We start from the raw sequence: 13,106 nt of genomic DNA, 5'->3' as shown, positions 1-13,106 counted from the left end.
CATCAGACAGCGACAAAACAAGCCATGAACACCGATCCGACTACCGCCGAACAACAACGTGTCATCGCGGAAGAAGCCGCGAGCTACACACCGCCGGAACCGCAAAGCCATACGATGCTGATGCCGCACCGTGAAAGCATTGCCACACTCCGAAGCAAGGGAGCGTCCTATCGGGCAATCGTAAAGATTCTCGGGAAGGTGGACATCCGTGTTTCGCTCGACACCCTCTCGCGGTTCTGCCGGGAAACCATCGAACACAAGCCCGAACGCGGGAGCCGCCGACGCTCCGGCATCCAGCCAGCATCCAGGCGCGCGGAAGCTCCGCTGTCCGAACCCGCACCGCCTCCTGTAGTGCAGGACATTCCGGCCTCCGCCAAGACTGCGAAGGTAGCGGAATCGGTAGCTACGCCACGCGGCAAAGGCCCACGCATCGCCGATCCCGACAATATCTGATCCCGCGCTGAATCCTCACAAACACCAGCCCCATGTCCAAGCGACTCGTCATTATTCTCAACGGCAAGGGAGGCGTCGGAAAAAGCTTCTTTGCCACCAATTTCGTCCAATACCTCAAGGACCGGCAGCACCCACATCATGCCATCGACACCGACAACGAGAACTCCACTTTGAAGCGATACCACCGGGAGGCGGATTTCGTCGACCTGAACGATCCCCGGGGGCTTGATATCCTGTTCGCCGCCGTGGCAGAATCCCCGCTGGTTGTCATGGATGGCCGGGCGGCGTCCACCGACCTGATATTGGACTACTTCGCCGAAGTGTCGGCCTTCGAACTGTTGGAAGGGATGGATGGCAGCCTCACTCTCGCCATCCCGATCAATCACGAGGCGGACAGCGTCACCCAGGCAAAGCTGATTTCCGACACACTCGGCGACCGCTGCCAATACCTCATCGTCAAGAATCAGGCGCACAGCGAGCACTTCTCCATTTACGAGAAAAGCCGGACACGCAGCCGCCTGAACGACGAATTGAAAGCCGGGGAAATGGTCATGCCGCGCATGTATGACTGGCTTGTTGCTTCGTTGAACCAGCACAACCTCACTGCCACCGACGCCTTGAAGCACGAGGCATTCAACATCGTGGACCGGCAGCGGTTGAAGAATTGGCAAAAGATGTTTTTCACACAAGTGGATGAACATCGAGACGTGCTCCTAGCTCCCACCGAACCGGTCGCACAGGATGAGTGAAGATCCACCGGATACCGACCTCCGCGCTGACATCGCCCGATGGCAGAAGAAGTACCACATCGCCGACGGCGATCCGGCACTGGCCTGTCTGGAACTCTTTGATCTGTACGTCTCATCCCTCCGCCAACGCACTCCGGACGGCCCGCCGCTTCGCTTCGAAGAATTCCGCTCGACAATGGAATTGCTGGATAGCCGCAGCAAAGGCTTTGCCAAGCACGCTTCCGAGCTGATCCAGGAGCTTCGTCAAGCAACGCAAGCGCAACGGCAACTGCGCCGAGTCAGTCTGCTTTCCGTAGTGTTGACCGCCATTGCAACCTTCGCCGTCGGACTCCTCACCGGGATCTTTGTATGGTGATCCTCCGCCCGCTTATCGCCGCCTTCGTAGTCGCCGCAGGCTGGTACGGTTATACCGTCCTGTCGGAGCCGTGGAACCTTGCCGCCGTCGGCGGGGGAGTGGCCATTGCGCTTGCGGTCATTCTGACGACCTCCGCCACGAAAGACCGGCGTTCACCGGTCGTCGCCAAGCTCGGTGGCATGACATGGACGATAGAAGACTTCTGCCGTGGCTGGTTGATTACAGGCGACACAGGCTCCGGCAAGACTCGCAGCGGCATCACGCCGCTTCTTTATCAGGTCTTCAAGAACTCGCCCGGCTGGGGTGGCCTTTGCATCGACGACAAAGGTCTCTATTGGGAAACTCTCTCGGAAATGGCCCGTCACTTCAACCGGGAGAACGACCTGATTTTGTTGCAGGTCCGCCCCGACTCACCGACCTCCGGCTGGACGCCTACTCATACCTTCAACCTCACTTCCGACCGGGGCATTCCGTTCGGAACCTATGCCAAGTTCGTCGTGGACACTGCATCAAGCCTCGGTCAGCAGGGTGACAAGGGTTTTTTCAAGAACCAGGCACAGACCCACATCGCCGCCGGGCTTGAACTTCTTTACGAGATCGGTGCGGACGTGACGCTGGAAAACGTCTATCACTTCCTCCTCAACCAGACGGACATGGAGGAAGCCTTGGATGAAATCGCCGAAGCGGAACCCACGGAACGTCGCCGATTGCTGGACGAGCATTTCCGCCACCGCTTCCTTTCCCAGCCGCCCGAACAGATCGGCGGGGTTAAGGAGACCATCGCCAACTACCTTCAATACTTTCTCACGCCAGAGATTGCGGAAGTATTCTGCCCAACCGAAAACACCTTCGACTTCGCGGACATCGACCGTGGCAAGATTATCTGTGTGGCGATGCCACAGAAATTTCAGACCGAACGCCGGTATGCCTGCACCTTCCTCAAGATGCTCTTCTACACCCACGTTTTACGCCGGTTTGACAAGTCTAAGGAAGAGAGGAAGGACGACAACCTTCTAATCATGTGGGCGGACGAGGCACAGCGCTTCGTCACCGCCAGTGAGGACGGAATGAGCGATTACAACTGTGTTGATGTGATCCGCGAGGCACGAGCGACCATCGTTGCCGCTGCGCAATCCTCCAGTTCGTTCATCCCGCCGCTGGGACGTGAGAAGGCCCGAGTACTCTCTCTGAACCTCCGAAACCGGATGATCTTCCGCGCCGCCGACGAAGAAGGGGCGAACGAGAGCGCGGATTTCCTCGGAAAGAAGAGGGTGGTCAAGAAATCGTGGGGATACTCCGGCGGGAGGATGTCGCGAAACTTTACCGAGCAGGAGGAGCACAAGATCAAGGCGCACCTCCTTCGCGAACTGCCGAAGCACACGGCGGTGCTTGTCCACGGCAACCAGGGATTCAAGCGCACCCTGCTTCCGCCCCTGGAACCGGATGGAAAGGTGTCGCCTTGGTTTCGGCGAAAATTCTTCTGATCGTTGAACCCTTGAACAACGAATGATTTTTTGTATTGTTCCTATAATGGTGACTGCCCGCGGTTCATTGGTGAAGTGTCCGTTCTGCCGGGGAAGCGGCAGCATTGGTCATCGCTCGGATTGCAGCAAATGTTACGGTAGAGGAACCCTCGAAACCGTGACCCATGAACGGGTCCAAGCGGCTTGTGGAGGATGCGGTGGCAGCGGTCGCGCATTGGGACCTTACGGCGAATCCTGCTTGGGCTGCGGAGGCCGTGGAAGCCAAGAAAAAACCATTTTACATCGGGAGATCCATGCATGTCGTGATTGCCGTGGCAAGCCAGTCACGACGTGGGAGACAGAATGCCATTTCTGTGAGGGCGAAGGCAGGATCACCCTGGAGCAGCGACGCCAGCTCAGGCGAAGTCGCTTGATCCGGTCGTTGATGAAACTGCTAGTGATCCTGATCGTAATTGTCGCTATGCTCTGCGCGATGGTCTATGTCACCGACCGCTTGTAACTGGCGATCCTATCATCGGCCGATTTTATGCGTGCTTGGTTGCCGGCTCAGGCTCCCTTCAATTGTTCGGAATGTGCACTTCCTTCAGCGCCGCCGTCGAAGAATGGATGGGAGAATACCTCGCTTCAATTTCGACAATGTTCTTCGACACAACCAGAATGCCTTCGCAGTCGCCATCCATCAGTATTTTGCGGGCCACCGCGTCTCCGATAAGTTTTTCAAGTGCATCCCGCAACGGTCGCGCCCCAAGCTTTGGATGAAAACCCATCCGTACCAGAAAAGGCAGTAATTCCGGGTCCGCAGTGAGGTGATGGCCTTTAGCCGCCAGTTCGGAAAGCTGACGCTCAAGCATGAGCCGGGCGATCTCCACTTGGGTGTCATAGTCCAAACGTTGGAACACCAGCTTTTCGGTGATCCGGGCGTAAAGTTCGGGTCGCAGCCACTGTTGCGCGCGGGCGAGCACGTGGCGCTCCATCGTGGCGAACGAGGAATGTTGCCAGTCCAGCAGTTCGCCAGATGCGATGTTGGAGGTGAAGACCACATAAAATCCGCTCAGATCCAGCGTCGTGCCGTCGGCGACGGTGAGGCGGGCGGCATCCAGAATTTGAAGGAACACGTCCATGATGCGGGGATGCGCTTTTTCGATCTCATCGAAAAGCAGCGTGCCTCCGGACGCCCGCGCCGCCGCCTGCCCTAGATTTCCCCGTTCGCCGGATTTCGTTCCCAGCAGCAACCCAAGGCTCTCCTGCGTCTGGTATTCCGACATGTCGAAGCGGAACAGCCGCTCGTCTCCCGCCAGATAGCGGGTGAAGACCACGATCGATTCCGTCTTTCCAACTCCGGTGGGTCCGAGCAGCAGAAAACTTCCCTTCGGACGGTTGGGCGCGCTCAAACCAAGCTCGCCACGGCGGAGAACGGATGCCATCCGCTCCAATGTCAAGTCCTGCCCGCGAATCGTGGCTTTCAAATGACTTTCGAGGTTCTGGAGAAGGGCGCGGCTGTGATCCGGCATACCCGGAGAATCGGTTGATGTGTTCATGGCTAGATTGATTTCCAGCCTTTCAGGCTTCCCGGTGAATCCTGCACCCAAACCTGAACAAGAAACGGCGATGCCCTTGGTAAATCCATCGGCGTCATGAATAACACATATCTCGTCTCCAAGTCCGTGCCTTACCTGGCGCAAATCAACGGCCTGTCCGAAGGGGCAAGCCAGGCAATGGGAATCGTCATGCTGATAGGTTTCATTTTTGGAACCATCTGCGTTGTCGGTGGCGGTTTCGCCATCCGGCGTGGCGACACCGATGCAGGAAAGCTCTCCATCATCGGCGGGCTCATCATCGCGGGAGCACCCGCCATCGTGAAGGCGCTGTTCGCTGCCTTCGGTCTGGACGGCTCAACCGTTGACCCCGGTGCATTCTGATGAACGACACCTCTTCAGACCTTCGCCTGACCGAGACCAATAGCGCCGAGGATTCTTCCGGGCGCACGTGGGGATTGGAAGGGAACCTGTTCTGGCACGTCGTGGCCGGAGTATTCGTCGCGGTCCTCACCCTTCTACTTTGCTTCAGCGCGTTGCGCTGGAGCTTCGCGACATCGGCCTTCTTGGCGGCCATCCCGCTGACGCTCTCCCTCACCTACGTCTTCGGTTTCCGGCAGGGAAAACCGCCAGGCTACGACCGCGACCTGCTGGACGGCTGGATCAACGGCACCGGCTTCGCCCCCAACCCTGAACACCAACCTGAGCACCCGCTTCATCACCATGGCACTGTTTGACATTCTTTCCGAAACCGCGCCCAACGGCCATTTCATCCGCGACATGATCGTCTTCGGCGGTCTGCGTGCGGGCGATTCGGTTGCTAAGGGCTTCATCTTCGAGCCTCCCGATTTGGCCAATGCGGCCATCTCCGACCTCAATACTTTTCAGAATCAGCTCACGGTTTTGCTTGCTTCGCTCGGTGACCACCAGCGGCTGCAAGTCCAGTGGTTTTGCGATTCCGACTACCGCCACGAGTTGCTGGCCTATCACGACGAAACGCAGAAGGCCGACAACATCTGGACCCGCCGGGTTCGCAACGAACGCTTCACGCGATATTGGGAGGCGATGGCGAACCGCAAGCTCAGAAGGCAACGGCTGGTGCTTTGGATTTCACGGCGCATCGACGTTTCGCCGCCACCCGCTTCGACCAGCTCCTCGCTTGCCAGGCATTACGATCACATGCTCGACCAGCTTGAACAGGAGTTTGTCCAAGTGCGGGAGATGTTGGGCGGAATTTTCGCAGGTCAGGGGGCACGTCTCCTCCCAATGACCGATGCAGACCACTATCGCCACTACGCCCGCTTCCTCAATCCCTCGTTCGCGGATCGCTTCGACTATGATCCGCTGGAAACCTTCGATCCCCAGCGATCCATACAGGAAAATTGCTGGCACAGCGAAGGCAACGGGTTGTCCGATTCCGGATTTTGGATGGACGGGCATTACCATTCGATACTCACGATCAGTCGTTGGCCGAGAGCGACGTTTCCCGGCATCACGCACCGCCTGACCCATTTGCGGCTTCTGGATTATTCCATCACCGTCAACGTCGCTCCGCTTTCCGTCCGTAATGAGATCACCCGTGAGGAAAAAGCCCACGACCGGATCGCAGGAGACTATGCGAGTGAAAAGAAAGTTTCTCTGCTGACAGCGTTGCAGAAGAAGGAACGCAAGATCGCCGCGCTATCCGAAGGACACACGCTACCGTTCCAAGCCCTGTTCGTCATCCGGGCTTGGGATAAAACCCAAGCCGGACTCTCCGCCAAAACGACCGCGATCAAGAACGCCATCAATTCCATGAACGGCGCTCAGTATGTCGAGAGCAGCCTGCCGGGTACGACGCGCAAGCTGTTCTTCCAAACCTGGCCAGGGTGGCTCTGGAGCCGCTACGAGTGCCGCAATCTCTATGCGGAGCACGCTTATCTCGCCGACATGCTTCCGATCAGCGCCACGTTCACCGGACACTTGAACGGAGCGGAAGCCCTCTACGATGGAGGTGCCGACAATCTCGTCGGGCTTCGCACGTTCATCGGAGGAACGCCGCAGCACGCGGTATTGCTGGGCATGAGCGGGGCGGGAAAGTCGGTTACAATGTGCGACCTGCTTTCCCAGACCGAACTCTACTACGATTACACGGTCCTGATCGAGGAAGGGCTTTCCTACGGCATCTATACGAGAACCGTGGAACCCGGAGCGGAGCCGATCATTCTCCAGCCAGATGGCACGCACACGCTGAACTATCTGGATACGACCGGCCTGCCCCTCACTCCGCTGCACCTTTCCACCGCCACCGCGCTGGTGGCACGGATGGCCGGTCTTCCGTCCGACGAAGACCGGCAACGCCTGCAACAGGCGCAAATCTCGCGCTACCTCAACCAGCTTTACGAAGACGCCTTCAGCGACTGGATGCAACGCCATCCCGACAAGATCGTGGAAGTGGCGCGACATGCCTTCGCCTTGGCTGACTACCGAAGGAATCGAATGCCGCCGGGTGCTTCTTTTCTGGAAGGGTTCGCGGATTTCCGCGATTGGTCGAAAGCCAATCCGGACGAATCCAGCGATTACATTAGCACAATGGGGGAGGGGGACATCCTCCGGTTTCTTAAAGACCCCAAGACAAGCCGCGAAGTACGCAATCTCGCCTTTTCCTATTTCACGCCAGCGGAGCAACCGACCCACCAGATGCTTCAGGAGCTGATGCATTTGGAGTCGCACGGGCCGGAAAAGGATTCCATCCGCCAGATCGCCACCCTGTTGCTGCCATGGTGCCGCAACGGGCTTTACGGCCCGCTTTTCGACGGCGAAACCAATCTTTCCCTTACCGGACGGATCGCCCACTTCGAGCTGGGTTGCATCCCAGAATCCGCGCCGGAACTCAAGGCGGCAGCGGGATTCCTCATCTCCCACTACACCCGGCAGCATCTCGTTACATTGCCCCGGTCTCAGCGGAAGCGAATCGTGTATGAGGAGGTGGCCCGCTTCCTCGACATTCCCGAAGGCGAAAAGATCGTTCGGGAGACCTACGCGCAGATGCGCAAGTTCAACTGTTGGGCGGTTTCCATTGTGCAGCAATACTCGCGGTTCAAGGAAAGCAGGATTCGCTCCACGGTGTTCGGTAACAGCCGCCAGTTCATCCTGATGCGTCAGAATGATCGCGCCGATCTGGAAGACATTTCCCAGGACATCGAGCTGCCGGATATCACCAGGCAGCGGATCATGAACTATCCGTTACCCGACCAGCAACCGGGTCAGAAGTTTTCCGCGTTCACCTACTTTCACCTCGATACGCCCCGACCCGTCTGCGGCACGGTCCACAACATCGCATCTCCCGAGATGCTGTATTGCAGCAGTTCCAGCGGCGATCACTTCGAGCGCCGGGCACAGGAACTCAAAGGCCACGGCAACATCATCGAGGGCATCGCGTTTCACGCCCAATCCAAACCAGAACCATCATGAAATTCACATTCCCATCCATTGCCCTGGCGCTGCTTCTAACAAATTGCGCGTCGTCGTCCCGTCTCTTCAACAATGCCTTCGGAGCGGCCGGCGGTGCCGCCCTCGGCCATGGACTTAGCGACGGAGACCCTTTGATGACCGCCGCTGGAGCGGCGGGGGGCTTGCTCGCCGGAGAAGCCCTCAATCACGCGCAGGACAAGGAGGCCCGGAAAATCCATGACGAAGGCTACAACAAAGGCCGCAGCGACGCGGTGAAACAGCAATACTGGCTGCTTGTGGATCGCCAGCGCATCGATGCCGGTCCGATGGGCGCTGATGTCGGCCTCTTCGACTTTCCGCTGCCCGATCAAATGCCGGATGGAACCCTTTTTCATCACGGAGCAACCCGAACCCTTCGCATCGACCAATAACGCCATGTCAAATCCCTACAATCCTTACGAACCGCATCTGGACCGGATCAACGACTCGGAGCAGATGCGCCGGGAACGCGAAGAACAGCTTCGCCAACAACAGCAGCAAGTCCGCCAACAGGAACAGGAACGCATACGCAGGCAGGAGGATGAACGCCTTCGCCTTTTGCAGGAACAACAACGCCGGTTCAACCTACCCTAAAACACCATCCCACATCAACCATAACAAATACTATGAAAGCAGTACATACCATTATCTTCGGAGCGGCGATCGTGCCGTTTTCCGCGCACGCCCAATTCATCGTCAACGATCCCATCGCCGTAGCCCAGGGAGCGGTGCAACATGCCACCGAACTCGCGCAGTACGTCGAAATGGTCAGCAACCAGGTCGAGCAGATCGGTTTGCTGACTTCGCAATTGGAGCAGGTCACCGCCTACACCGACGCCTTCGGAGATCCCTCATCGCTCCTGAACATCACCGGTGCCGATCAGGTCATCAACCAGCTCAAACTTCCCTCAAGCGGTCAGCTTCTCGGGAATCTCCAGCAATCAGCATCAGGGGCGACATCGCTAACCAACCACGCCAACGGTCTTTTCCGTCCGATTGAAAGCATCTCGTTCAGCGGAGTCGAGGTTCCGCGTAACGACGAACTCTATCGAAAATACGGAGCGCTTGAGAATACCACCGCTAACTATCAGACCGTACACGAAGAATCCGCCGAACGCATCGTCACGCTCAAGGAAAACATCAGCGAAACCACCGCCGCCCTCCAAACGGCCACCACGGATGCCGAGGTGCAGAAACTTCAGGGCACGCTGGCCAGTCAGAACGCCCAGCTCGCCTCTCTTCAAGGAGATGTCCAGAACGCCGCAACCCAAGTGCTGGTTCAGGATGCCATGAACCGCAACGACGCCCTGAAGCAGGAAGAGGCGCGGCGGGAAAAGGACGCCGCCGAATGGGGAGTCACCAACAAGGAGTTCGATAAGGTGCTGACGATTCCCAGCAGCACCGCCCGCTGACGATCCAAGGAATACACGAAGATGAATGAGTTCTACACACGGCTCTATGAAAAGGCCGAACTGCTGTTCACGATCCTGGCACCCATCGCCTTCGTGCTGATCGTTCTGTCCTTGTGGAGCAGCGTCAGCAACGGCAACCGCTCCGCCACGATGTATCTTCGTGCTCTGGTCCATGCGATTGTCGTAGTGGCATTGCTCTCGCAATTCTCGGAGTGGCTCTCGATGGGCGAGCGGATCGTTGACTCGCTCGTCCGCGATACGCTCCAAGCGAGACCCGACGAGGTTTACGAGAAATACAAATCCATGACCGCCTCGTCCTCGGATGAGGCGAGCGGCGGATTCTGGCACAGGATTTTTTCCGAAGACGGACTTTTCAAGGCATTCGTCGCCGCCGTTCTCTGGATCGCCCAGTTCATCGCCAAGCTCGTTGTTTTCATCGCCTATGTCATTTACAAGGTCGTGCTGGCTTTCGCCATCGCGGCCAGCCCGATCTTCATCGGCTTTCTAAGTGTGCGCTCGCTCAACAGCGTCGGCATGAGATTCATGCTCGGCACCGTCGGCATTCTCCTCTGGCCGCTGGGCTGGGGTTTCGCATCGCTCGTCACCGATACCTTTCTCGACGTGATGGCCGAAGAGAGCTTTGTTGCCGCCTCCGGCATGGAAGGAATGGAAAACCTTCTCGCCGTGGCAGCCGCTGGCTTGTGGATCGTGTTCAGCACCATTGCCGCTCCACTGGTCATCCAGAAAATGATCACCGAAGGCACCAACGCCGGAGCCGCCTTTCTTCAGGGAGGATACAATGCCGCGAAGGCTGGCATCCAAAGCGCAGCCACAGCCGGAGCCGCTATAGCCGGAACCGGTGTGGGAGCGCCAATGGCAGCCGCCGGAGCCGCAGCAGCCAGTGCGATGGCCGCCGCTTCGTCTTCGGTATCGGGATCCCCACATTCCAGTATCGGCGGTTTGGCGTCCAATGCCGCCCACTGGGGCAAATCCACTTTCAATTCATCCGATCCGGCCAATGACCGGCAGGCAAGCGCCGCCATTGGCAAATCACGCAGATCCAACCGCAACTAAAACATGACCTCCACTGAATCATTACGAGAAACTCCCGTGCCGGGCGAACGCATCCGGCTTCCGAAACGACCGCTCCAGCCAACCCGCATCTTCGTGGACAAGGACCGCACCGCGTTCCTTTGGTTCTGCGTTGCCTCCGCCGCCGTCGCGGTGGCGGTAATCCAGCCGCATTTCCTCATCCGCAAACTCAAGGAAAGTGAGCGCGTGGTGATCCTCGATCCCGCTGGCACGTATCATGTCGCCCCGCTTTTGCGCTTTCAGGACGCGCGCGAATTCCACGCGCAGCAAAGCACGTTGGTCGTGATGGCATTCCTCAACCGCAATCCGAAGGGGCCGGACCATCCCGAGCTTCTCAATCAGCTTCTCCTCAAACCTGCCAACGACAAGGCGCAGCGGCAGATCGCCGCCGAAGCCCCGGAGTTCACCGCGAAGCGCCAACACCAGAAGCCGGAGATAGCCCGCATCGACATCCTCGAAACCCGCGAGGATTTCATCCTCACCCAGGTCACCGGCCAGTTGATCCGTACTGGTGTGTTCGAGGGAAGAACATTTAACGAAGCCATCCCTTTCAAGCTCGCCCTCAAAATGCGCCGCAATCCCGACATGGTGCAGAACGGCAGATTTCCAACCGCAGTAACCGACTTCAAATATGAACCCGCTCAATAACATCATCACCAGACATGGCTTCGCCTTTGTTCTTCCGCTGTCCGCAATGGCGGTTGCAGAAGACAGTGAAGCGCCGAAAGCCATCCATGAGATCCAGCTCGATGAACACCGGGTGTACTCCGTTCCCGTCTCCGTCGCCCGTGTTTCGACCATCTCGTTTCCGGGACCCATCGCCGCCATTGACGCCGCGCTCGTCTCCACCGACGACGAGACCCAAGGGCTGTTCCAGTTGGCGCACCAGCCCGGAACCTCGTTCTTCTCCGTCCGAAGCCTCGATAAGAATGTTTCCACGAACGTCAACGTCCGCTTCAACAACAAGACCTATGTATTGGAACTACAAGACAGCCCCGCTCCTGTCCTGTCGCTCATCTTCCAATCTCCGCCCGATCCCCGGCTTGCCGCAGCCAAAAGGCAGGCCCCCGTCACTGCGGTGACATTGCTCAGTGCGCTTGACCTGGCCAAAGCCTATCCGGTGCTGAAAGAGGCGAAGTCTGATGTGGTGGAAGAAATCGGCTACAAGGACTTCCGCGCCGAACCGCCCGTCATGGATCATGGTGATTTCCAGATTCGTCTGGAAGAAGCGTTTCGCTTCGATGCCCAGGACACGCTGGTGTTCCGCGTGGTCCTGCGAAACGCCACGGATCAGGAATTGCAATACAACGCGGGCGGCTTCGTGCTGCGGGTTGGCCAGAACCGTTTTGACGCATCAATCACTGATGCGAGTGGAATCATCCCGGCCAAGCAGGATGCCGCCGCTTACTTTGCCGTTACCGGCACACCCACAGGCGGACGCAACGACCTGTCGCTAGAGAACGATTTCGTCATCGTCCTTGAGGAGATGGATTCTCCCGGAGTGCTGCCGGAACTCGAATCACCATTTAAAGGAGGCTCAAAATGAATCCGCGTCAGGCAGTCCAGTTCTTCAAAACGCGCACCGGCGCATTCCTAATCTTCGCCGTCTTGTGTGTGGTTGGTTACATCCTTGTCCGGGGATTTCAGCCAGTCGGCTTCGGAACGACGGCCAAGTCCTCCGAGCCTGTCCCAACGGCTCCGCAGCCGCAGACGGTGCAATCCGTCACGCGCGACATGACTCCATTCCGTCCGGCGAAAGAGCGGCCACCAGCCGCTGAACCGCCCGCGCCCAAGGAAGCTCCGCCCGCGCCCAAGCCATTGCCACCCTTGACCCTGTTTGCCCAGGCACCGGCTTCGCCATCCACCGATAGCCCCTTGAGCGCAGACTACGCACCGTTCGGTCGGCTCATTTCCTGCCAGTTGGTGATCACCGTCGATTCCTCCAGTCTGGATACTCCAGTCGTAGGATTGGTCACGGAAGACATTTGGCACGATGGCCGTCTGATCATACCCGCCGGTACCGAAGTCCATGGCTCCGCCCAATCGGACCGCATGCGTGAGCGCATCGCAAGCCAGGGAAATTGGACACTTGTCTGGCAGGACGGCAGGGAACTTCGCGTTTCGGGTATTGCTCTGGATCGCGAGAAAGAATCCGACGGTACCGGATGGGCCATTACCGATGGCAGTGCGGGACTGCGCGGCCAGCTTCTCAAAAGCGACGACTACGCCGAAGTGAAGCTGTTCGCCGCCACCTTCCTTAGCGGGGCGGCGGGCGCGTTCACCCAACGCGAAGCCACCTTGCTCGGATCGCAACCGATGGCTTCGGCACAGAATGCGGCTCTCACCGGCACCCAGCAGGTTCTCAACACTTATGCCAAGCAGATCATGGACACCATCGAGCGCGAAGGCTTCTTCGTTCGGGTTCCGGCGGGCAAGCAATTTTATCTCTACGTCACCGAAACCGTCGATGTCGCCAAGGCATCCCTTGGCGGCTCTGCGATCCCAACGCCAGCCCCGAATCCATCGTCACCCTGAATATTCAACCCGCTATCGTC

General features: G+C 58.2%; 15 protein-coding genes. 13 read left to right on the top strand and 2 right to left on the bottom strand.

What is annotated here, in order from left to right; translation table 11 throughout:
- Positions 1-24: 24 nt before the first annotated feature.
- From KF712_16450 to KF712_16435, 4 genes are read left to right on the top strand one after another with little or no spacing between them, the layout of a single operon-like run.
- Positions 25-453: a hypothetical protein gene (locus KF712_16450; protein ID MBX3742579.1), complete on the top strand. Its 429-nt coding sequence runs from the start codon at positions 25-27 to the stop codon at positions 451-453.
- 32 nt (positions 454-485) lie between these two features.
- Positions 486-1,202, top strand: coding sequence for a hypothetical protein (locus KF712_16445; protein MBX3742578.1), 717 nt, complete (start codon positions 486-488; stop codon positions 1,200-1,202).
- Positions 1,195-1,557, top strand: coding sequence for a hypothetical protein (locus KF712_16440; protein MBX3742577.1), 363 nt, complete (start codon positions 1,195-1,197; stop codon positions 1,555-1,557). The genes KF712_16445 and KF712_16440 overlap by 8 nt, the downstream gene beginning before the upstream one ends.
- The gene (locus KF712_16435; protein MBX3742576.1) at positions 1,551-3,041 is read left to right on the top strand and encodes a type IV secretory system conjugative DNA transfer family protein; all 1,491 of its coding nucleotides are present in this window, start codon (positions 1,551-1,553) and stop codon (positions 3,039-3,041) included. The genes KF712_16440 and KF712_16435 overlap by 7 nt, the downstream gene beginning before the upstream one ends.
- A gap of 557 nt (positions 3,042-3,598) precedes the next feature.
- On the opposite strand, the gene KF712_16430 is transcribed toward KF712_16435, so the two are convergent.
- Positions 3,599-4,579, bottom strand: a complete 981-nt coding sequence (locus KF712_16430; protein ID MBX3742575.1) for an ATP-dependent Clp protease ATP-binding subunit — start codon at positions 4,577-4,579, stop codon at positions 3,599-3,601.
- Positions 4,580-4,675: 96 nt separating this feature from the next.
- Here KF712_16430 and KF712_16425 point away from each other — a divergent pair, with 96 nt between their 5' ends.
- The 4 genes from KF712_16425 to KF712_16410 are packed head-to-tail and all read left to right on the top strand — an operon-like array spanning position 4,676 to position 8,439.
- Positions 4,676-4,960, top strand: coding sequence for a hypothetical protein (locus tag KF712_16425; GenBank protein MBX3742574.1), 285 nt, complete (start codon positions 4,676-4,678; stop codon positions 4,958-4,960).
- Entirely contained in the window at positions 4,960-5,313 is a 354-nt protein-coding gene (locus tag KF712_16420) for a hypothetical protein (protein ID MBX3742573.1), read from the top strand. Before KF712_16425 ends, KF712_16420 begins: the two co-directional genes overlap by 1 nt.
- Positions 5,300-8,029, top strand: a complete 2,730-nt coding sequence (locus KF712_16415; protein ID MBX3742572.1) for a TraC family protein — start codon at positions 5,300-5,302, stop codon at positions 8,027-8,029. The genes KF712_16420 and KF712_16415 overlap by 14 nt, the downstream gene beginning before the upstream one ends.
- Positions 8,026-8,439: a hypothetical protein gene (locus KF712_16410; protein ID MBX3742571.1), complete on the top strand. Its 414-nt coding sequence runs from the start codon at positions 8,026-8,028 to the stop codon at positions 8,437-8,439. Before KF712_16415 ends, KF712_16410 begins: the two co-directional genes overlap by 4 nt.
- A gap of 7 nt (positions 8,440-8,446) precedes the next feature.
- Here KF712_16410 and KF712_16405 read toward each other — a convergent pair whose 3' ends face one another.
- A complete protein-coding gene (locus KF712_16405; protein MBX3742570.1) occupies positions 8,447-8,620 on the bottom strand; it encodes a hypothetical protein in 174 nt (57 codons plus the stop codon).
- A gap of 53 nt (positions 8,621-8,673) precedes the next feature.
- Here KF712_16405 and KF712_16400 point away from each other — a divergent pair, with 53 nt between their 5' ends.
- From KF712_16400 to KF712_16380, 5 genes are read left to right on the top strand one after another with little or no spacing between them, the layout of a single operon-like run.
- Positions 8,674-9,459, top strand: a complete 786-nt coding sequence (locus KF712_16400) for a hypothetical protein (protein MBX3742569.1) — start codon at positions 8,674-8,676, stop codon at positions 9,457-9,459.
- A gap of 21 nt (positions 9,460-9,480) precedes the next feature.
- Positions 9,481-10,533, top strand: coding sequence for a hypothetical protein (locus KF712_16395; GenBank protein MBX3742568.1), 1,053 nt, complete (start codon positions 9,481-9,483; stop codon positions 10,531-10,533).
- A 3-nt stretch (positions 10,534-10,536) separates the two neighbouring features.
- The gene (locus KF712_16390; GenBank protein ID MBX3742567.1) at positions 10,537-11,199 is read left to right on the top strand and encodes a hypothetical protein; all 663 of its coding nucleotides are present in this window, start codon (positions 10,537-10,539) and stop codon (positions 11,197-11,199) included.
- Complete coding sequence (locus KF712_16385; GenBank protein ID MBX3742566.1) at positions 11,183-12,097, top strand: hypothetical protein; 915 nt, start codon at positions 11,183-11,185, stop codon at positions 12,095-12,097. The genes KF712_16390 and KF712_16385 overlap by 17 nt, the downstream gene beginning before the upstream one ends.
- A complete protein-coding gene (locus KF712_16380) occupies positions 12,094-13,086 on the top strand; it encodes a TrbI/VirB10 family protein (protein ID MBX3742565.1) in 993 nt (330 codons plus the stop codon). Before KF712_16385 ends, KF712_16380 begins: the two co-directional genes overlap by 4 nt.
- The last annotated feature ends 20 nt before the right edge of the window (positions 13,087-13,106 follow it).

Source organism: Akkermansiaceae bacterium (genome assembly GCA_019634595.1).
Lineage (GTDB): Bacteria > Verrucomicrobiota > Verrucomicrobiia > Verrucomicrobiales > Akkermansiaceae > Luteolibacter.
The sequence above is the reverse complement of the archived record's forward strand: the minus strand, read 5'-3'. Positions and strand labels throughout refer to the sequence as shown.

Bases quoted from the DNA above. Each gene is read 5' to 3' on its own strand.
- KF712_16450 (MBX3742579.1), top strand. From the start codon at position 25: ATGAACACCGATCCGACTACCGCCGAACAACAACGTGTCATCGCGGAA.
- KF712_16445 (MBX3742578.1), top strand. From the start codon at position 486: ATGTCCAAGCGACTCGTCATTATTCTCAACGGCAAGGGAGGCGTCGGA.
- KF712_16440 (MBX3742577.1), top strand. From the start codon at position 1,195: ATGAGTGAAGATCCACCGGATACCGACCTCCGCGCTGACATCGCCCGA.
- KF712_16435 (MBX3742576.1), top strand. From the start codon at position 1,551: ATGGTGATCCTCCGCCCGCTTATCGCCGCCTTCGTAGTCGCCGCAGGC.
- KF712_16430 (MBX3742575.1), bottom strand. From the start codon at position 4,579: ATGAACACATCAACCGATTCTCCGGGTATGCCGGATCACAGCCGCGCC.
- KF712_16425 (MBX3742574.1), top strand. From the start codon at position 4,676: ATGAATAACACATATCTCGTCTCCAAGTCCGTGCCTTACCTGGCGCAA.
- KF712_16420 (MBX3742573.1), top strand. From the start codon at position 4,960: ATGAACGACACCTCTTCAGACCTTCGCCTGACCGAGACCAATAGCGCC.
- KF712_16415 (MBX3742572.1), top strand. From the start codon at position 5,300: ATGGCACTGTTTGACATTCTTTCCGAAACCGCGCCCAACGGCCATTTC.
- KF712_16410 (MBX3742571.1), top strand. From the start codon at position 8,026: ATGAAATTCACATTCCCATCCATTGCCCTGGCGCTGCTTCTAACAAAT.
- KF712_16400 (MBX3742569.1), top strand. From the start codon at position 8,674: ATGAAAGCAGTACATACCATTATCTTCGGAGCGGCGATCGTGCCGTTT.
- KF712_16395 (MBX3742568.1), top strand. From the start codon at position 9,481: ATGAATGAGTTCTACACACGGCTCTATGAAAAGGCCGAACTGCTGTTC.
- KF712_16390 (MBX3742567.1), top strand. From the start codon at position 10,537: ATGACCTCCACTGAATCATTACGAGAAACTCCCGTGCCGGGCGAACGC.
- KF712_16385 (MBX3742566.1), top strand. From the start codon at position 11,183: ATGAACCCGCTCAATAACATCATCACCAGACATGGCTTCGCCTTTGTT.
- KF712_16380 (MBX3742565.1), top strand. From the start codon at position 12,094: ATGAATCCGCGTCAGGCAGTCCAGTTCTTCAAAACGCGCACCGGCGCA.